The sequence below is a fragment of the Achromobacter sp. HNDS-1 genome (assembly GCF_040084795.1).
In the GTDB taxonomy this organism is placed as follows: Bacteria; Pseudomonadota; Gammaproteobacteria; order Burkholderiales; family Burkholderiaceae_B; genus Achromobacter; species Achromobacter ruhlandii.
In genome coordinates this window covers 3,125,242-3,145,231 of sequence record NZ_CP157584.1, presented here as the reverse complement: position 1 = coordinate 3,145,231, position 19,990 = coordinate 3,125,242, and the positions used below count along the sequence as shown (strand labels likewise).

The 19,990-nt window shown below is 64.0% G+C and carries 14 protein-coding genes and 4 tRNA genes; 17 read left to right on the top strand and 1 reads right to left on the bottom strand.

All coding sequences use genetic code 11. The features are described 5' to 3' along the window. Positions 1 to 37 precede the first annotated feature (37 nt). The 16 genes from ABFG95_RS14650 (at position 38) to rpoC (ending at position 18,000) form a co-directional block, all read left to right on the top strand. Positions 38 to 1,423 (top strand): glutamine synthetase, encoded by a 1,386-nt coding sequence (locus tag ABFG95_RS14650; RefSeq protein WP_263899462.1) that lies wholly within the window; start codon positions 38 to 40, stop codon positions 1,421 to 1,423. A 43-nt stretch (positions 1,424 to 1,466) separates the two neighbouring features. Then, positions 1,467 to 2,858, top strand: a complete 1,392-nt coding sequence (locus tag ABFG95_RS14645) for an aldehyde dehydrogenase family protein (RefSeq protein ID WP_278991454.1) — start codon at positions 1,467 to 1,469, stop codon at positions 2,856 to 2,858. A 20-nt stretch (positions 2,859 to 2,878) separates the two neighbouring features. Further along, positions 2,879 to 4,042, top strand: coding sequence for an iron-containing alcohol dehydrogenase (locus ABFG95_RS14640; RefSeq protein WP_175144595.1), 1,164 nt, complete (start codon positions 2,879 to 2,881; stop codon positions 4,040 to 4,042). A gap of 113 nt (positions 4,043 to 4,155) precedes the next feature. Further along, positions 4,156 to 4,242 (top strand) — tRNA-Tyr (locus ABFG95_RS14635). 150 nt (positions 4,243 to 4,392) lie between these two features. Continuing rightward, positions 4,393 to 4,466, top strand: a tRNA-Gly gene (locus ABFG95_RS14630). Positions 4,467 to 4,478: 12 nt separating this feature from the next. Then, positions 4,479 to 4,553, top strand: a tRNA-Thr gene (locus tag ABFG95_RS14625). 68 nt (positions 4,554 to 4,621) lie between these two features. Then, on the top strand, positions 4,622 to 5,812 hold the full coding sequence (tuf, locus tag ABFG95_RS14620) for an elongation factor Tu (RefSeq protein WP_054495833.1): 1,191 nt from the start codon (positions 4,622 to 4,624) through the stop codon (positions 5,810 to 5,812). A 151-nt stretch (positions 5,813 to 5,963) separates the two neighbouring features. After that, positions 5,964 to 6,039: transfer RNA gene (locus ABFG95_RS14615), tRNA-Trp, on the top strand. Between the two features lie 63 nt (positions 6,040 to 6,102). Next, on the top strand, positions 6,103 to 6,483 hold the full coding sequence (secE, locus tag ABFG95_RS14610; protein WP_006389585.1) for a preprotein translocase subunit SecE: 381 nt from the start codon (positions 6,103 to 6,105) through the stop codon (positions 6,481 to 6,483). A 9-nt stretch (positions 6,484 to 6,492) separates the two neighbouring features. Continuing rightward, complete coding sequence (gene nusG, locus ABFG95_RS14605; RefSeq protein WP_006389586.1) at positions 6,493 to 7,026, top strand: transcription termination/antitermination protein NusG; 534 nt, start codon at positions 6,493 to 6,495, stop codon at positions 7,024 to 7,026. 61 nt (positions 7,027 to 7,087) lie between these two features. Next, complete coding sequence (rplK, locus tag ABFG95_RS14600; protein ID WP_006389587.1) at positions 7,088 to 7,519, top strand: 50S ribosomal protein L11; 432 nt, start codon at positions 7,088 to 7,090, stop codon at positions 7,517 to 7,519. A 2-nt stretch (positions 7,520 to 7,521) separates the two neighbouring features. After that, positions 7,522 to 8,223 carry a 50S ribosomal protein L1 gene (gene rplA, locus ABFG95_RS14595; RefSeq protein WP_006389588.1) on the top strand — a complete coding sequence of 234 codons (702 nt, stop codon included), beginning with the start codon at positions 7,522 to 7,524 and terminating at the stop codon, positions 8,221 to 8,223. A 270-nt stretch (positions 8,224 to 8,493) separates the two neighbouring features. Next, the gene (gene rplJ / locus ABFG95_RS14590) at positions 8,494 to 9,018 is read left to right on the top strand and encodes a 50S ribosomal protein L10 (RefSeq protein ID WP_006389589.1); all 525 of its coding nucleotides are present in this window, start codon (positions 8,494 to 8,496) and stop codon (positions 9,016 to 9,018) included. Positions 9,019 to 9,099: 81 nt separating this feature from the next. After that, positions 9,100 to 9,480 (top strand): 50S ribosomal protein L7/L12, encoded by a 381-nt coding sequence (gene rplL, locus ABFG95_RS14585; RefSeq protein ID WP_006389590.1) that lies wholly within the window; start codon positions 9,100 to 9,102, stop codon positions 9,478 to 9,480. Between the two features lie 163 nt (positions 9,481 to 9,643). Beyond that, entirely contained in the window at positions 9,644 to 13,756 is a 4,113-nt protein-coding gene (gene rpoB, locus ABFG95_RS14580; protein ID WP_020925808.1) for a DNA-directed RNA polymerase subunit beta, read from the top strand. Beyond that, positions 13,756 to 18,000, top strand: a complete 4,245-nt coding sequence (rpoC, locus tag ABFG95_RS14575; protein ID WP_348996027.1) for a DNA-directed RNA polymerase subunit beta' — start codon at positions 13,756 to 13,758, stop codon at positions 17,998 to 18,000. Before rpoB ends, rpoC begins: the two co-directional genes overlap by 1 nt. Before the next feature lie 110 nt (positions 18,001 to 18,110). Here rpoC and ABFG95_RS14570 read toward each other — a convergent pair whose 3' ends face one another. Next, a complete protein-coding gene (locus tag ABFG95_RS14570; protein WP_278993388.1) occupies positions 18,111 to 18,506 on the bottom strand; it encodes a TssQ family T6SS-associated lipoprotein in 396 nt (131 codons plus the stop codon). A gap of 158 nt (positions 18,507 to 18,664) precedes the next feature. Between ABFG95_RS14570 and ABFG95_RS14565 the strand changes: the two genes are divergently transcribed. Next, positions 18,665 to 19,972 carry a hypothetical protein gene (locus ABFG95_RS14565; RefSeq protein WP_063584699.1) on the top strand — a complete coding sequence of 436 codons (1,308 nt, stop codon included), beginning with the start codon at positions 18,665 to 18,667 and terminating at the stop codon, positions 19,970 to 19,972. Positions 19,973 to 19,990: the final 18 nt, after the last annotated feature.

Genomic DNA, 19,990 nt, shown 5'->3' with positions numbered 1-19,990 from the left:
CAACGCAACGCTTCAGCCACGACAAGGTGAACGAGCCATGCATGCACTAGGGGTAGCAACGGTGGAAGACGCGGAGCGGCTGGTCCAGGCCAGCACGCTCTCGCATATCAAGATCGGCCTGTCCGACGTCGATGGCGTCATGCTGGGCAAGTATGTCAGGCGCGATAAATTCCTGGCCGCGCTGCGCGGCGGGCTGGCGTTCTGCGACGTGGTGTTCGGCTGGGACCTGGACGACCAGCTCTACGACAACACCAAGTACACCGGCTGGCACACGGCCTATCCCGATGCCAAGCTGCGCATCGTGCCCAGCACCTGCCGCCGGCTGCCGCTGGAGCAGGGCCCCGGGGGCGAGGACATGTTGCTGTTCCTGGCCGAGTTCGAAGGCCCCGCCGCCGACATCTGCCCGCGCCGCCTGCTGCACCGCACGCTGGACCGCGCCGCCGACATGGGCTTCGAGGTCTACGCCGCGCTCGAATACGAGTTCTTCATGTTCCGCGAAACGCCGCACTCGGTGCGCGCCAAGCACTACCGCGACATGGAGAACTGGACCCCCGGCAACTTCGGCTACTCGGTGCTGCGCAGCACGGTGCAGGGCGATTTCTACCGCAAGCTGCTCGACATGTGCGAGCGCATGGACATGCCGATCGAGGGCCTGCATACCGAGACCGGTCCCGGCGTGCTGGAGGCGGCCATCGCGGTCGACCAGGCCGCCGCCGCCGGCGACAAGGCCTTCCTCTTCAAGACCTTCACCAAGGCGCTGGCGCAGCAGAATGGGCTGATGGCCACCTTCATGGCGAAGTGGTCGCACGATCATCCCGGCCAGAGCGGTCACATCCATCTGTCGCTGCGCGACCGCACCAGCGGCCGCTCGGCGTTCCACGACGAGTCGCGCCCGCACGGCATGAGCGCGACACAGGAAGCCTTCATGGCCGGCGTGCAGCGCTACCTGCCCGAATTCATGGCGCTATACGCGCAGACCATCAACAGTTATTCGCGCCTGGTGCCGGGCTACTGGGCCCCGCTGGACGCGACCTGGGGCATGGAGAACCGCACCACCGCGCTGCGTCTCATCCCGGGCAGCGACAAGTCGCAACGTGTCGAAGTGCGTATCGGCTCGGCCGATGCCAATCCGTACCTGGCGCTGTCGGCCGCGCTGGCGTCGGGCCTGCGCGGGATCGAACAGGGCCTGCAACCCGAACCGATGGTGCAGGGCAACGCCTACACGCAGCAGTTTCCCGAGCACCTGCGCCTGCCCACGACGTTGTGGGAAGCGGCGCAGCGCCTGCGCCAATCCGAAGCCGCGCGCGAGCTGTTCGGCGATGCCTTCGTCGAGCATTACGCCGCCACGCGCGAATGGGAAGAACGCCAGTTCCGCCGTCACGTCACGGACTGGGAACTGGCTCGCTATTTCGAGATCATCTGAACGCCGCCGCTTCATCTTTTCTCCACGCATGCACAGGGTCGCCATGACGCAGGAACTCATCACCATCAGTCCCATCGACGGCCGCGAAGTCGTGCGCCGTCCCTACGCCAGCGAGGCGCAGGTCGCGCAGGCGCTGGCCGACGCGCAGGCCGCGCAGGGTGCCTGGCACGCGCTCGGCATCGAGCAGCGCGGCCGCATCCTGTCCGAGGCGGTGACGCGCTTTGTCGCGGGCAAGGCCGAGATCGCGCGGGCCATCACGATCCAGATGGGCCGTCCGCTGCGCTACACGCCGGGTGAGGTCGATGGCTTCGAGGCGCGCGCGCGTCACATGATCGGCATCGCCGCCGAAGCGCTGGCGCCGATCCAGGTGCCCGAGATCGCGGGCTTCACGCGCTTCATCAGCCGCGAGCCGATCGGCGTGGCGTTGACGATCGCGCCGTGGAACTATCCGCTGCTGACGGCCGTGAACAGCATCGTGCCGGCGCTGATGGCCGGCAACACTGTCATCCTCAAGCACTCCGACCAGACCCCGCTGTGCGCCGAGCTCATCGGCCGCGCTTTCAGCGAAGCGGGCGTGCCGCATGGCGTGTTCCAGTACCTGCACGCGAACCACGACATCGCGCAACGCCTGATCCGCGCGCCCGAGATCGGCTACGTGTCCTTCACCGGTTCGGTGCGCGGCGGCCAGAGCGTGGAGCAGGCCGCCGCCGGCCGCTTCATCGGCGTGGGCCTGGAGCTGGGCGGCAACGACCCCGCCTATGTGCGCGCCGACGCCAATCTGGCGCACGCGGTCGAGACGTTGGTCGACGGCGCCTTCTTCAACTCCGGCCAATCGTGCTGTGGCATCCAGCGCATCTACGTGGCGCGCGACCGCTACCAGGATTTCATCGATCGCGCCGCGGCGCTGACCCAGGAGTACGTGCTGGGCGATCCCTTGCAGCCGGACACCACGCTCGGTCCGGTGGTGCGCACGCGCGCCGCCGACGAGGTGCGCGAGGTGATCGCCGAAGCCGAAGCGCGCGGCGCCCGCAATTTGGTCGATGCCGCGCGTTTCGACGCCGCGCGCGCCGGCACGCCGTATGTGGCGCCGACGCTGCTGACGCAGGTGGATCACCGCATGCGTGTGATGAACGATGAATGCTTCGGCCCCGTGGTCGGCGTGATGCCGGTCGACAGCGACGAAGAGGCCGTGGCCCTGATGAACGACAGTCCCTACGGCCTGACCGCCGCCGTCTTCACGCAGGATGAAGAGGCCGCGTTGCACCTCGGTCGCCAGTTGCGCACCGGCACCGTCTTCATGAACCGCTGCGACTACCTCGATCCCGCCCTGGCGTGGACCGGCGTCAAGCAAACCGGCCGCGGCGTTTCGTTGTCGCGCGTCGGCTACGAACAGCTCACCCAAGCCAAATCCTTCCATCTGCGCCGCAACGCCTGAGCGCGCGACCAGGAGCCGATATGACCGTCCCCAGCGTCAACTGGAACTATCCCACCGCCATCAAGGCCGGCCCCGGCCGCATCAAGGAGTTGCCCGACTGGTGCCGCGAACTCGGCATGGCGCGCCCCTTGTTGGTCACCGATCCCGGCCTGGCCGCGCTGCCCATGATCGCCGATGCGGTGCGCGGCTGCCGCCAGGCCGGACTCGAATGCGGCCTGTTCCACGAAGTGAAGGGCAACCCCACCGGCAAGAACGTGGACGATGGCGTGGCGCGCTATCGCGAAGGCCGCCACGACGGCGTGATCGCGTTCGGCGGCGGCTCGGCGCTGGACGCGGCCAAGGCCATCGCGCTGATGGCCGGACAGAAACGTCCGCTGTGGGACTTCGAAGATGTGGGTGACAACTACCTGCGCGTGAACGTGGCCGGCATGGCGCCAGTCGTCGCGGTGCCGACCACCGCGGGCACCGGTTCGGAGGTGGGGCGCGCCTCCGTCATCACCGACGAGGCGGCGCAGGTCAAGCGCATCATCTTCCACGCGCGCATGCTGCCCGCCATCGTCATCCTCGATCCCGAGCTCACCGTCGGCCTGCCGCCGCGCATCACCGCGGCCACCGGCATGGATGCGCTGTCGCACAACCTCGAGGCCTACTGTTCGCCGTTCTTCCATCCGATGGCCGCCGGCATCGCGCTGGAAGGCATGCGCATGATCAAGGAATACCTGCCGCAGGCCGTGGCCGATGGCGCCGACCTGCAGGCGCGCCAGCAGATGCTGGTGGCCTCCAGCATGGGCGCCACCGCATTCCAGCGCGGGCTCGGCGCGATGCACGCGCTGGCGCATCCGCTGGGGGCGTTGTACGACGCCCACCACGGCATGCTCAACGCCATCCTCATGCCTTACGTGCTCAAGGCCAACCAGCACGCGGTCGCGCCGCGGCTGCAGGCGCTGGCGCGCTACCTGGCGTTGCCGGACGACAGTCCCGGCGCCGTGCTCGACTGGGTGCTGGCGTTGCGCGAGACCGTCGGCATCCCGCACACCCTGGCCGATATCGGCATCGACGACGCACAAGCCGAGCGGATAGGGCGCATGGCCAGCGAGGATCCGTCCGGCGGTACCAACCCGGTTACCTACACCCCGGACCAGTACGCCGAACTTTTTCGTGCAGCCGTTCGCGGAATCTTGTAAGCTTCGCCCCCTCTGCGCGGAAACGCGGCAGGCAGAACGAAAGTTTTGAATATTTTTCGTCCCAGGCGTTTGACAGCGGATTTGAAAGTGTTCATAATCTCAAGTTCTCCGCTGGAGGGGTGCCCGAGTGGTTAAAGGGGGCAGACTGTAAATCTGTTGGCCTTGCGCCTACGTTGGTTCGAATCCAACCTCCTCCACCAGAGACCCAAACCTGAATCCAGGCGATGTTTGCCTGGATTTTAAAATGTAGGCCTAGGGAACTGGGCGGCCTTCGCAACGAAGGTGGCTGGTTCTCCAAGGCCTTAGTTTTGAAAGTCTGGGATAGATAGTGAGGTGGTGAAAGGACAGCCGCGGGTGTAGCTCAATGGTAGAGCAGAAGCCTTCCAAGCTTACGACGAGGGTTCGATTCCCTTCACCCGCTCCAAGCAGTACACATGCCCATGTGGCTCAGTGGTAGAGCACTCCCTTGGTAAGGGAGAGGTCGCGCGTTCGATCCGCGCCATGGGCACCACAAATTCCAAAGTCTTTTCTTCAGTCAGCAGCTTCAGTCAAAAGCGCAATCCAGGTCAGGAGTCAGCCATGGCAAAAGGCAAGTTTGAACGTACCAAGCCGCACGTGAACGTGGGTACGATTGGTCACGTTGACCACGGCAAAACGACGTTGACGGCGGCCATCACGACCGTTCTGTCGACCAAGTTCGGTGGCGAAGCCAAGGGCTACGACCAGATCGACGCGGCACCTGAAGAAAAGGCTCGCGGCATCACGATCAACACGGCGCACGTCGAGTACGAAACGGAAACGCGTCACTACGCGCACGTTGACTGCCCGGGCCACGCTGACTACGTCAAGAACATGATCACGGGCGCAGCGCAGATGGACGGCGCGATCCTGGTCGTGTCGGCCGCTGACGGCCCGATGCCGCAAACGCGTGAACACATCCTGCTGAGCCGCCAGGTTGGCGTGCCGTACATCATCGTCTTCCTGAATAAGGCCGACATGGTTGACGACGCCGAGCTGCTCGAGCTGGTGGAAATGGAAGTTCGCGAACTGCTGAGCAAGTACGACTTCCCGGGCGACGACACCCCGATCGTGAAGGGTTCGGCCAAGCTGGCGCTGGAAGGCGACAAGGGCGAACTGGGCGAGCAAGCGATCCTGTCGCTGGCCCAAGCCCTGGATACGTACATCCCGACGCCCGAGCGTGCCGTTGACGGCGCGTTCCTGATGCCGGTCGAAGACGTGTTCTCGATCTCGGGTCGCGGCACCGTGGTGACCGGCCGTATCGAGCGCGGCGTGATCAAGGTCGGCGAAGAAATCGAAATCGTCGGTATCGTCCCGACGGTCAAGACGACCTGCACCGGCGTGGAAATGTTCCGCAAGCTGCTGGACCAAGGTCAAGCCGGCGACAACGTGGGCATCCTGCTGCGCGGCACCAAGCGTGAAGACGTCCAGCGCGGCCAGGTTCTGGCCAAGCCGGGCTCGATCACCCCGCACACGGACTTCACCTCCGAGGTGTACATCCTGTCCAAGGAAGAAGGCGGCCGCCACACCCCGTTCTTCAACGGCTACCGTCCCCAGTTCTACTTCCGCACGACGGACGTGACGGGCACGATCGACCTGCCGGCCGACAAGGAAATGGTTCTGCCGGGCGACAACGTGACGATGACCGTCAAGCTGCTGGCCCCGATCGCCATGGAAGAAGGCCTGCGTTTCGCCATCCGTGAAGGCGGTCGTACCGTCGGCGCCGGCGTCGTCGCCAAGATCCTGAAGTAAGCAATACCCGGATGGGTAGAGTGGACTCTCAAGTCCCTCTATCCATCTTTGCTGTAAAAGTAGTATGATGTTTGGTTCCGCAAGCCGCTACGCGTGGCGGCCTGGCAGGAACGGCGAAAGTGTAGTGCACGTGTAGTGATGTGTGAGTTTTAGGGGCATAGCTCAATTGGCAGAGCGTCGGTCTCCAAAACCGAAGGTTGTAGGTTCGATTCCTACTGCCCCTGCCACCGCCAGGATAAACCCGCGGGAGATCATCGCGAGTTACGCATTCAGGCGGCTCGCGTCGCAATATGTCTAATACCAGCGTAGAAACCGTAACCAGTACCGCCGACCGGGTCAAGCTCGGGCTGGCGGTTCTTGTCGTTATTGCTGGCATCGTCGGGTTTTCCGTGCTCAGCGCACAGCCGATGCCTGCCCGTATCGGCGTCTTTGTCGGCGGCCTCGTGATCGCAGCCGTGATCGCCTGGTTCAGCGAACCCGGCCGTCGCACCCTGAGCTTTGCCAGCGAGTCCTACAACGAAGTCAAGCGTGTGTCGTGGCCGACCCGCAAGGAAACGACCCAGATGACGGGCATCGTTTTCGCGTTCGTGGCGGTCATGGGCATTTTCATGTGGGTGCTCGACAAGGGCATCGAATGGATTCTCTACGGCCTGTTGTTGGGCTGGAAATAAGGACGGCGAATGAGTAAGCGTTGGTATGTCGTCCATGTGTACTCCGGCATGGAAAAAAGCGTACACAAGGCCCTGAACGAGCGCATCGAGCGCGCGGGCCTGCAAACGTCTTTCGGCCGCATTCTTGTGCCCTCCGAGGAAGTCGTCGAGGTCAAGGGTGGCCAGAAGTCGATCACCGAGCGCCGCATTTTCCCCGGTTACGTCCTGGTTGAAATGGACCTGACCGACGAAACGTGGCACCTGGTCAAGAACACTAACCGCGTCACCGGTTTTTTGGGTGGCTCGGGCAATCGTCCGACCCCGATTTCCGAAAAGGAAGTCGAAAAAATCCTCTCCCAGATGGAAGAGGGCGTCGAGAAACCCCGCCCCAAGATCCTGTTCGAAGTGGGCGAGATGGTTCGGGTCAAGGAAGGTCCGTTTGCGGACTTCAACGGCAACGTCGAAGAAGTCAACTACGAAAAGAGCAAGGTTCGCGTGTCTGTCACGATCTTCGGTCGTGCCACCCCCGTCGAACTGGATTTCAGCCAGGTCGAAAAGACCTGATTTCAACCCCCGGGGAGCCCTGGCCGCGCGCTAGGGCGATATAACCCGCAAGGAGCAAAGCATGGCGAAGAAGATCGTCGGCTTTATCAAGCTGCAAGTGCCGGCTGGTAAGGCTAACCCCTCCCCCCCGATTGGCCCGGCCCTGGGTCAGCGTGGCCTGAACATCATGGAATTCTGCAAGGCGTTCAACGCCAAGACCCAAGGCATGGAGCCTGGTCTGCCGATTCCGGTGGTGATCACCGCTTTCGCCGACAAGAGCTTCACCTTCATCATGAAGACCCCGCCCGCGACGGTCCTCATCAAGAAGGCCGCCGGCGTGCAAAAGGGTTCGTCCAAGCCGCATACCGACAAGGTCGGCACGCTGACCCGCGCGCAAGCTGAAGAAATCGCCAAGGCCAAGGGCCCCGATCTGACCGCCGCCGATCTGGACGCCGCCGTCCGTACGATCGCTGGCAGCGCCCGCAGCATGGGCATCACGGTTGAGGGGATCTAATCATGGCAAAACTGAGCAAGCGCGCCGCCGCCATTGCGCAAAAGATCGACCGCACCAAGCTGTACCCGGTCGCCGAAGCCCTGACCCTGGTCAAGGAAACCGCTGTCGCCAAGTTCAACGAATCGATTGACGTGGCCGTGCAGCTGGGCATCGACCCGAAGAAGTCGGACCAACTGGTCCGCGGCTCGGTCGTGCTGCCCGCCGGCACCGGCAAGTCGGTCCGTGTCGCCGTGTTCGCCCAAGGCGACAAGGCCGAGGCCGCCAAGGCCGCTGGCGCCGACATCGTCGGCCTGGACGACCTGGCTGACCAGATCAAGGCCGGTCAAATGGACTTCGACGTGGTCATCGCCTCGCCCGACACGATGCGTGTCGTCGGCGCCCTGGGTCAGATCCTGGGCCCGCGTGGCCTGATGCCGAACCCGAAGGTCGGCACCGTGACCCCCGACGTCGCCACCGCCGTCAAGAACGCCAAGGCCGGTCAGGTTCAGTACCGCACCGACAAGGCCGGCATCATCCACGCCACGATCGGCCGCGCGTCGTTCGGCGTGGAACAGCTGCAAACCAACCTGGCCGCGCTGGTCGACGCCCTGCAAAAGGCTCGTCCCGCCGCTGCCAAGGGCATCTACCTGCGCAAGCTGGCCGTTTCGTCCACGATGGGCGGCGGTGCGCGCGTGGAAATTGCCTCGCTGTCGGCTACCAACTAAGCCAACAGCTGTAAACGTACTTTGGGCCGCATCCGGATTCCTCCGGATGCTGCTGTCAAAGACCGCTGGAGCAGGTCAGCGCGAAGGTTCTCCTTCCGCTGGAAGCAGTACCCTCGCTGCCCCGCTTAATCCCGAAGCTCGCACAGTTCGGATCCAGCGTAGACGGCGTCCCCAGGAAGATTTCTTTACCCGAAGAACTCGACCAGGCGCCGCATTCGGTTGACGCGCAAGGCTCCGGCCCCAGGCGTCTTTTGATGGAGTGTTCAAACCGTGAGTCTCAATCGTCAAGAGAAAGCGGTGGTAATCGAGGAAGTCTCGGCCGAAGTGGCCAAGGCGCAATCGATTGTTATCGCCGAGTACCGTGGTCTGGACGTCGCCTCTGTCACCGTACTGCGCAAAACTGCGCGTGAATCGGGCGTGTATCTGCGTGTTCTGAAGAACTCGCTGGCCCGTCGTGCTGTTGCCGGCACGGCTTTCGAGCCGTTGGCCGAGCAACTGACCGGTCCGCTGATCTATGGCATCAGCGCTGACCCGGTTACGGCGGCCAAGGTCCTCGCAGGTTTCGCGAAAAGCAACGACAAGCTGGTCATCAAGGCGGGCGCTCTGCCCAACAGCCTGCTGAACCAAGAAGGCGTGAAGGCTCTGGCCACCATGCCCTCGCGCGAAGAGTTGCTGTCGAAACTGCTGGGCACCATGCAAGCCCCCATCGCGCAATTCGTGCGTACGCTCAACGAAGTTCCGACCAAGTTCGCCCGTGGCCTCGCCGCCGTGCGCGACCAGAAGGCCGCGGCTTAATCCCCGCCCTTCACGGAAATTCGCTGAACGACCGAGCGACACCCAAACCCTGGCATTACCCAATATTTGGAGTTCTTAAAAATGGCACTTAACAAAGCTGAAATCCTTGACGCCATCGCTGGCATGACCGTGCTCGAACTGTCCGAGCTGATCAAGGAAATGGAAGAGAAGTTCGGCGTGTCGGCTGCTGCCGCCGCTGTGGCCGTGGCCGCTCCGGCCGCCGGTGGCGCTGCCGCCGCTGCTGAAGAGCAGACCGAGTTCACCGTTGTCCTGGCTGAAGCCGGCGCCAACAAGGTTTCCGTCATCAAGGCCGTGCGCGAGCTGACCGGTCTGGGCCTGAAGGAAGCCAAGGACCTGGTCGACGGCGCGCCGAAGCCCGTCAAGGAAGGCGTTGCCAAGGCTGACGCCGAAGCCGCCAAGAAGAAGCTGGAAGAAGCTGGCGCCAAGGTCGAAGTCAAGTAAGACCTGCGTCAATTTGCCCGGGGACAGCGCAATTTGCCGTCCCCGGGCTTTTGCGTTTCCAGGAAACCCCTGCTGGGGTCATGCCCTTTCCAGAGGGGTTTCCTGGAGTCGTATCACCTGGGGCCGTGGTTGACGGCCCATGCAACCTCGAGTCGGAGTGCTCATGCCTTACTCGTACACCGAAAAAAAGCGCATCCGCAAAAGCTTCGCCAAGCGTGAAGACGTTCAAAACGTTCCCTTCCTTTTGGCGACTCAGCTTCAATCCTACCTAACTTTCCTGCAGGCGGATACCGCCCCGTCCGATCGCGTAGCCGACGGTTTGCAGGCGGCGTTTTCGTCGATTTTCCCGATCGTTAGTCACAACGGTATGGCGCGCTTGGAGTTCGTGAGCTATGTGCTCGGCGAACCGGTGTTCGATGTCAAGGAATGTCAGCAACGTGGCCTGACCTATGCCTCGCCCCTGCGAGCCAAGGTCCGCCTGGTGCTGCTTGACCGCGAAGTCAGCAAGCCCACCGTCAAGGAAGTGAAGGAACAGGAAGTCTACATGGGCGAAATTCCGCTCATGACGGGCACCGGTTCGTTCGTCATCAACGGCACCGAGCGTGTCATCGTCTCGCAGCTGCACCGCTCGCCCGGCGTGTTCTTCGAACACGACCGCGGCAAGACGCACAGCTCGGGCAAGCTGCTGTTCTCGGCCCGCGTGATTCCCTACCGCGGCTCGTGGCTGGACTTCGAATTCGACCCCAAGGACATCCTGTTCTTCCGCGTCGACCGTCGCCGCAAGATGCCTGTCACGATCCTGTGCAAGGCCATCGGCATGACGCCGGAATCGATCCTGGCCAACTTCTTCGACTTCGACAACTTCGAGTTGAAGAGCGAAGGCGCCATGATGGAATTCGTGCCCGAGCGCTGGAAGGGCGAAATGGCCCGCTTCGACATCGCGGACCGCTCCGGCAAGGTCATCGTCGAAAAAGACAAGCGTATCAACGCCAAGCATCTGCGCGACCTGGCTGCCGGCGGCATCCAGCGCATCTCCGTGCCGGAAGACTTCCTGTACGGCCGCGTGCTGGCCAAGAACATCGTTGACGCCGATACCGGCGAAGTCATCGCCAACGCCAACGACGAGATCACCGAAAGCGTGCTGGGCGCCCTGCGCGCCGCCAACGTGCACGACATCCAGACGCTCTACACGAACGATCTGGATCGCGGCCCGTACATCTCGCAGACGCTGCGCACCGATGAAACCGCCGACCAGATGGCCGCGCGCGTTGCCATCTACCGCATGATGCGTCCTGGCGAACCGCCCACCGAGGAAGCGGTGGAAGCGCTGTTCCAGCGCCTGTTCTACAGCGAAGAAACGTACGATCTGTCGCGCGTCGGCCGCATGAAGGTCAACAGCCGTCTGGGCCGTGGTGAAGACATCACCGGTCCGATGACGCTGACCAACGAAGACATCCTTGAAACCATCAAGGTGCTGGTCGAGCTGCGTAACGGCCGTGGCCAGATCGACGACATCGATCACCTGGGCAACCGCCGCGTGCGTTGCGTCGGCGAACTGGCCGAGAACCAGTTCCGCGCCGGCCTCGTGCGCGTCGAACGCGCCGTCAAGGAACGTCTGGGCCAGGCCGAGACCGAAAACCTGATGCCGCATGACCTGATCAACTCCAAGCCGATCTCGGCCGCCATCAAGGAGTTCTTCGGTTCGAGCCAGCTGTCGCAGTTCATGGACCAGACCAACCCGCTGTCGGAAATCACGCACAAGCGTCGTGTTTCGGCACTGGGCCCGGGCGGCCTGACCCGCGAGCGCGCCGGCTTCGAAGTCCGTGACGTGCATCCGACCCACTACGGCCGCGTCTGCCCGATCGAAACGCCGGAAGGCCCGAACATCGGCCTGATCAACTCCATGGCGCTGTACGCTCGCCTGAACGAGTACGGCTTCCTGGAAACGCCTTACCGCAAGATCGTCGACGGCCGCGTCAGCGACCAGATCGACTACCTGTCGGCCATCGAAGAAAGCCATTACGTGATCGCGCAGGCCAACGCCGCGCTCGATGACGAAGGCAAGTTCGTGGACGACCTGGTGGCTTGCCGTGAAGCCGGCGAAACCATGCTGACCGCCCCGGCCAACGTGCACTACATGGACGTGGCCCCGTCGCAGATCGTGTCGGTCGCCGCCTCGCTGATTCCGTTCCTGGAGCACGACGACGCGAACCGCGCGCTGATGGGTGCCAACATGCAACGTCAGGCCGTGCCTTGCCTGCGTCCGGAAAAGCCGGTCGTGGGCACGGGTATCGAGCGCACCGTGGCCGTTGACTCGGGCACCACCGTGCAGGCGCTGCGTGGCGGCCTGGTCGACCACGTCGACGCCGAGCGCGTGGTTATTCGCGTGAACGACGAAGAAAACGTCGCCGGCGAAGTCGGTGTCGATATCTACAACCTGATCAAGTACACGCGTTCCAACCAGAACACGAACATCAACCAGCGTCCCATCGTCAAGCGCGGCGACCGTGTCGCCAAGGGTGACGTGCTGGCCGACGGCGCATCGACGGACCTGGGCGAACTCGCCCTGGGCCAAAACATGCTGATCGCGTTCATGCCCTGGAACGGCTACAACTTCGAAGACTCGATCCTGATCTCCGAAAAGGTCGTGGCCGATGACCGCTACACCTCGGTGCACATCGAGGAACTGACGGTCGTGGCCCGTGACACCAAGCTGGGTCCGGAAGAAATCACGCGCGACATCAGCAACCTGGCCGAGACGCAACTGAACCGCCTGGACGATTCCGGCATCACCTACATCGGCGCCGAAGTCAGCGCCGACGACGTGCTGGTCGGCAAGGTCACGCCCAAGGGCGAGACCCAGCTGACGCCGGAAGAAAAGCTGCTGCGCGCCATTTTCGGTGAAAAGGCGTCCGACGTTAAGGACACCTCGCTGCGCGTGCCTTCGGGCATGACCGGCACCGTCATCGACGTGCAGGTGTTCACCCGCGAAGGCATCGTGCGCGACAAGCGCGCCCAGTCCATCATCGACGATGAACTGCGCCGCTATCGCCAGGACCTGAATGACCAGCTGCGCATCGTTGAAAACGACCAGTTCGACCGTATCGAGAAGATGCTGGTCGGCAAGACCGTCAACGGCGGCCCGCGCAAGCTGGCCAAGGGCGCGACGATCACCAAGGCCTACCTGGCCGACCTGGATCGCTGGCAGTGGTTCGACATCCGCCTGGCCGACGAGCCCCACGCCGTCGTGCTGGAGCAGGCCAAGGAATCGCTCGAGCAGAAGCGTCACCAGTTCGACCTGGCCTTCGAAGAGAAGCGCAAGAAGCTGACGCAGGGCGACGAGCTGCCCCCGGGCGTGCTGAAGATGATCAAGGTCTACCTGGCCGTGAAGCGTCGTCTGCAGCCTGGCGACAAGATGGCAGGCCGTCACGGCAACAAGGGCGTCGTCTCGCGCATCACCCCGGTGGAAGACATGCCGCACATGGCTGACGGCACGCCGGCCGACATCGTTCTGAACCCGCTGGGCGTGCCCTCGCGGATGAACGTGGGCCAGGTGCTGGAAGTGCACTTGGGCTGGGCTGCCAAGGGCGTGGGTCACCGCATCGCCGACATGCTGCGCGACGAGCGCACCGCGCAGGTCAAGAACGTCCGTGCGTACCTGGACAAGGTCTACAACACGACCGGCACCGGCGCGCGCATCGACGAGCTGACCGACGAAGAAGTCATGGAAATGGCCCAGAACCTCAAGAACGGCGTGCCGTTCGCGACGCCCGTCTTCGACGGCGCGACCGAAGAGGAAATCACCAAGATGCTGGAACTGGCCTATCCGGACGACGTCGCCAAGCGCATGGCGCTGACGCCCTCGCGCACGCAGGCGTGGCTGTACGACGGCCGCACCGGCGAGAAGTTCGAGCGTCCGGTCACCGTCGGCTACATGCACTACCTGAAGCTGCACCACTTGGTCGACGACAAGATGCACGCGCGTTCGACCGGTCCGTACTCGCTCGTGACCCAGCAGCCGCTGGGCGGCAAGGCGCAGTTCGGTGGCCAGCGTTTCGGGGAAATGGAAGTGTGGGCGCTGGAAGCCTACGGCGCCGCCTACACCCTGCAGGAAATGCTGACGGTGAAGTCCGACGACATCACCGGCCGCACCAAGGTATACGAAAACATCGTCAAGGGCGATCACGTCATCGATGCCGGCATGCCGGAATCGTTCAACGTGCTGGTCAAGGAAATCCGCTCGTTGGCCCTGGACATGGATTTGGAGCGTAACTAATGAAAGCGCTACTCGACCTCTTTAAGCAAGTCTCGCAAGACGAGCAATTCGATGCCATCAAGATCGGCATCGCCTCGCCCGAGAAGATCCGTTCGTGGTCCTACGGCGAAGTTCGCAAGCCCGAGACCATCAACTACCGCACGTTCAAGCCCGAGCGTGACGGTCTGTTCTGCTCCAAGATCTTCGGCCCGATCAAGGACTACGAGTGCCTGTGCGGCAAGTACAAGCGCCTGAAGCACCGTGGCGTGATCTGCGAGAAGTGCGGCGTTGAAGTTACCGTTGCCAAGGTTCGCCGTGAACGCATGGGCCACATCGAGCTGGCCAGCCCCGTCGCGCACATCTGGTTCCTGAAGAGCCTGCCGTCACGTCTGGGCATGGTGCTCGACATGACCCTGCGCGACATCGAACGCGTCCTGTACTTCGAAGCCTGGTGCGTGATCGAACCCGGCATGACGCCGCTCAAGCGCGGCCAGATCATGTCGGACGACGATTTCCTGGCCAAGACCGAGGAATACGGCGACGACTTCCGTGCCCTGATGGGCGCCGAAGCCGTGCGCGAACTGCTGCGCACCATCGACATCGACCGCGAAGTGGAAACGCTGCGCGGCGAACTGAAGGCCACCAGCTCGGAAGCCAAGATCAAGAAGATCTCCAAGCGCCTGAAGGTGCTGGAAGGCTTCCAGAAGTCCGGCATCAAGGCCGAGTGGATGGTCATGGAAGTGCTGCCCGTGCTGCCGCCGGACCTGCGTCCGCTGGTGCCGCTGGACGGCGGCCGCTTCGCGACCTCCGACCTGAACGACCTGTACCGCCGCGTCATCAACCGCAACAACCGTCTGAAGCGCCTGCTGGAGCTGAAGGCCCCTGAAATCATCCTGCGCAACGAAAAGCGCATGCTGCAGGAAGCCGTCGACTCGCTGCTGGACAACGGTCGCCGCGGCAAGGCCATGACCGGCGCCAACAAGCGCCAGCTCAAGTCCCTGGCCGACATGATCAAGGGCAAGAGCGGTCGTTTCCGTCAGAACCTGCTGGGCAAGCGCGTCGACTACTCGGGCCGTTCGGTCATCGTGGTGGGTCCGCAGCTCAAGCTGCACCAGTGCGGCCTGCCCAAGCTGATGGCCCTGGAACTGTTCAAGCCGTTCATCTTCAATCGCCTGGAGATGATGGGCCTGGCCACGACCATCAAGGCCGCCAAGAAGCTGGTGGAAAGCCAGGAACCGGTGGTCTGGGACATCCTGGAAGAAGTCATCCGCGAACACCCGGTCATGCTGAACCGTGCGCCCACGCTGCACCGTTTGGGCATCCAGGCGTTCGAGCCGGTCCTGATCGAAGGCAAGGCCATCCAGCTGCACCCGCTGGTCTGCGCGGCGTTCAACGCCGACTTTGACGGTGACCAGATGGCCGTCCACGTGCCGCTGTCGCTGGAAGCCCAGCTGGAAGCGCGCACGCTGATGCTGGCTTCGAACAACGTGCTGTTCCCGGCCAACGGCGAACCGTCGATCGTGCCGTCCCAGGACATCGTGCTGGGTCTGTACTACACGACGCGCGAGCGCATCAACGGCAAGGGCGAAGGCATTTTCTTCACCGACGTCGCTGAAGTGCAACGCGCCTACGACAACGGCGAAGTGGAGCTGCAAAGCCGCATCACCGTGCGCCTGAAGGAACACGAGCGTGACGAGAATGGCGAATGGCAGCCGGTGATCCGCCGCCACGAAACCACCGTCGGCCGCGCGCTGCTGTCCGAGATCCTGCCCAAGGGCCTGCCCTTCACCGTGCTGAACAAGGCGCTGAAGAAGAAGGAAATCTCGCGCCTGATCAACCAGTCGTTCCGCCGTTGCGGCCTGCGCGACACGGTGATCTTCGCCGACAAGCTGATGCAGTCGGGCTTCCGCCTGGCCACCCGCGGCGGTATCTCGATCGCCATGGGCGACATGCTGATCCCGTCGGCCAAGGAAGGCATCCTGGCCGAAGCCAGCCGTGAAGTGAAGGAAATCGACAAGCAGTACTCGTCGGGTCTGGTCACGTCCCAGGAACGCTACAACAACGTGGTGGACATCTGGGGCAAGGCCGGCGACAAGGTCGGCAAGGCGATGATGGAGCAACTGGCCACCGAACCCGTGATCAACCGTCACGGCGAGGAAGTGCGCCAGGAGTCGTTCAACTCCATCTACATGATGGCTGACTCGGGCGCCCGCGGTTCGGCCGCCCAGATCCGCCAGCTGGCCGGCATGCGCGGCCTGATGGCCAAGCCGGACGGCTCGATCATCGAGACGCCCATTACCGCGAACTTCCGTGAAGGCCTGAACGTGCTTCAGTACTTCATCTCGACTCACGGCGCGCGTAAGGGTCTGGCCGACACGGCACTGAAGACCGCGAACTCGGGTTACCTGACCCGTCGTCTGGTCGACGTGACGCAGGACCTGGTGATCACCGAGGACGATTGCGGCACCTCGCAGGGCTACAACATGAAGGCCCTGGTGGAAGGCGGTGAAGTCATCGAGCCGCTGCGCGACCGCATCCTGGGCCGCGTGGCCGCCATCGACATCGTCAACCCGGACACGCAGGAAACGGCGATCACCGCCGGCACCCTGCTGGACGAAGACATGGTCGACATGATCGACCGCATCGGCGTGGACGAAGTCAAGGTCCGCACGCCGCTGACGTGCGAAACGCGCCATGGCCTCTGCGCGCACTGCTATGGCCGTGACCTCGGCCGCGGCACGCCGGTCAACCAGGGCGAAGCGGTTGGCGTCGTCGCCGCCCAGTCCATCGGTGAACCGGGCACGCAGCTGACGATGCGTACGTTCCACATCGGTGGCGCGGCGTCGCGTTCGGCCCTGGCCAGCGCGGTGGAAACCAAGTCCAGCGGCGTGGTCGGCTTTGCCAGCACCATGCGCTACGTCACCAACGCCAAGGGCGAACGCGTCGCGATTTCGCGCTCGGGCGAACTGGCGATCTTCGACGACAACGGCCGCGAACGCGAACGCCACAAGATCCCGTACGGCGCGACCGTGCTGGTGGGCGATGGCGAGGCCGTGAAGGCCGGCGCGCGCCTGGCGACGTGGGATCCGCTGACCCGTCCGATCGTGTCGGAATACGGTGGCGCCGTCCGCTTCGAGAACATCGAGGAAGGCGTGACCGTGGCCAAGCAGGTGGACGAAGTCACCGGCCTGTCGACGCTCGTCGTCATCACGCCCAAGACCCGTGGCGGCAAGATCGTCATGCGTCCGCAGATCAAGCTGGTCAACGAGAACGGCGAAGACGTCAAGATCGCTGGCACCGATCACTCGGTGAACATCTCGTTCCCGGTCGGCGCGCTGATCACGGTGCGTGACGGCCAGCAGGTTGCCGTGGGTGAAGTCCTGGCGCGTATTCCGCAGGAATCGCAAAAGACCCGCGACATTACCGGCGGTCTGCCGCGCGTGGCCGAGCTGTTCGAAGCCCGTTCGCCCAAGGATGCCGGCATGCTCGCCGACGTCACCGGCACGGTCTCGTTCGGCAAGGACACCAAGGGCAAGCAGCGCCTGGTCATCACCGACCTGGAAGGCGTCAGCCACGAGTTCCTGATTCCGAAGGAAAAGCAGGTGCTGGTGCACGACGGCCAGGTGGTGAACAAGGGCGAAATGATCGTGGACGGCCCGGCCGATCCCCACGACATCCTGCGCCTGCAGGGCATCGAGAAGCTGGCGACCTACATCGTCGACGAAGTGCAGGACGTGTACCGTCTGCAGGGCGTGAAGATCAACGACAAGCACATCGAAGTGATTGTTCGTCAGATGCTGCGCCGTGTGAACATCGTCGATGCGGGCGATACCGAGTTCATCCCGGGCGAGCAGGTCGAGCGCTCCGAGCTGTTGAACGAGAACGACCGCGTCAACGCTGAAGACAAGCGTCCGGCCACGTACGAAAACGTGCTGCTGGGTATCACCAAGGCCTCGCTGTCGACCGACTCGTTCATCTCGGCCGCCTCGTTCCAGGAAACCACGCGTGTCCTGACCGAAGCCGCCATCATGGGCAAGCGCGACGACCTGCGTGGCCTGAAGGAAAACGTCATCGTCGGCCGCCTGATCCCGGCCGGTACCGGCCTGGCGTACCACCATGCCCGCAAGGACAAGGAAGCCCTGGAGGCCGCGGAACGCGAAGCCGCCCGCCAGCTGGCCAACCCGTTCGAAGACTCGCCGGTCACGGTGGGCTCGGACGCCGATGTCCCGTCGTCCGACCTGGGCAGCGAGGACGCCGCCGAATAAGGGCGACGTCCGGAGCACCCCCCGCGCAGGTCCGGCGGGGGAGGCCAGAAGCAAAAAGGCCGCTGATGCGAATCAGCGGCCTTTTTTTGCCCGCGCGGGGCGGGGCGGCGCTATTTGGCGGCCTGGCTCTTGGCGCGCTGGAACACCGGGCCCCAGACCGGATGGCCGGCCTCGTTGGGCGCCAGCTCAAAGGCGGGATCGATCTGCAGAATGCGGCTGAAGCTGTCCTCGCACAATTGCGTGTAGCGGCTGACGCAGTAGCTGAACGCCTGCAGCTTGTAGGCCTCGATGCGCACGGCCTTGCTGGACGCGGCCAGCTCGTCGGAGCGGGCCACGCCGCGGATCACTTCGCCGTACTGGCCGGCGCTGTACTGGTCGCGCACCCGTTGCAGCTGTTCCAGCGCCTCCGGCGTGGGCGGGTGTTCGGGCGCGCTGGTGGGCAGGCCGGCGCAGCCGGCCAATACCATCGATAATCCGAGCGAACTGCAGAGAAGGCGAATTTTCATAGGCTTTCAGTGAATTGAGGGAATTTGGCGATACGCTATCGTGCCACAGCCTGATGCGCTCGGACATTTTCGGCAATGTCCTTGCGTAACGGATTGGATAATATTCCGCCTACCAGCCGCCAACCCGTTTTCGCGTCCGTCGCCCAGCATTTTTGAATATGTCTTCATCCGTCGGCCTGCATACGCCGCGCAGCCCCTTTTCTGGCGCCGCGCCGCTCGCCTTGCGACCCTTGAGCGCCATCGCCGCCAGCGCGGCCGGGGGCGTGCCGGAGTCGCGCATCAAGCGCTTGTTGGCGGATCTGCTGCCAGCGCTGATGGGCCTGCATGCGCAGGGGGAAATATGCGGCGATATTTCCCTGGACACGGTGGGCATGGATGAAGGCGCGCGCGCCCATCTGTTGCCGGAACTGGCGGTGCCGCGTTCGCACCGGGCGGGAGTCACGCCGGTTCCGGGTTTCGCTCCATTTGAGCTTTATACGGATTCCGCGGAATGGCCGCGCGGTCCCTGGACCGACGTCTACGCGCTCTGCGCGGTGATGCATGCGCTGGTCACCGGCCTGCGCCCGCCTCCGGCGCCCGAGCGCCGCGCCGCCGACAGCTACGAACCCCTGGTCTCGCTCGGCCTGACGAAGTACAGCCCGGCTTTCCTGGGCGTGATTGACCGTGGCCTGGCGATGCTGCCGGCCGACCGGCCGCAGACGTTGGCCGAACTGGCGGCCATGCTGGAAATCTCCGCCTACGCCGAGACGCCCCCCGCGGCCCAGAAAACGTCGCAGGCGGAGGCGATATCCGCGCCTCCCGCCCCGGTGGCGGTTGCCGGCAAGCCGCGCGGCGGCGGCCGGCCCCTGTTGGCGTTGTTGCTGGTGTTGGCGTTGATCGGCGCGGGTATCTATGCCTGGGTCCGTTACGGCCTGGGAGGCAGCAATGCCGTGATCACCCGTTCGGAGCTGGTGCAGCCAAATCCGCCCGCGATTGCGCCCGCGCCCGTTGCGCCGGCTGCTCCCGCACCGTCGCCTGAACCGCCCGCGCCCTCCGCATCGCAGCCGGCCCCGCCCGAATCCGCCAATCCGGGTACGACGACGTCCGCTCCGGAAGCGGGGGCGCCCGTAACGCCTGGCTCGGCCGCGGTCCCGCCCGTTGCGCCGGTGCCCGTCACGCCCGCCGAACCGGGCATGTCCGCGCCAGCGCCGATCCCGCCGGCGGTCCAGGAGCCAGCCGCGCCCGCGGTCCAGGAAGAGGCGCCCAAGCCCAAGCCCGTGCCGGTCCTGGTGCGGCTGGATATCCGGCCGTGGGGCGAGGTGTGGATCAACGGTGTTGCCCGCGGCATCAGCCCGCCGGTGAAGGAGTTGCGGCTGATTCCCGGCAAGTACCAGGTGGTGCTACGCAATGCCAACCTGCCGCCTTACCGGGCGACGCTGGAAGTGAAAGCCGGCAAGCCGGCCGTCATCTCGCACGTCTTCGAATAGGGCGCCGGCAAGGCGGAC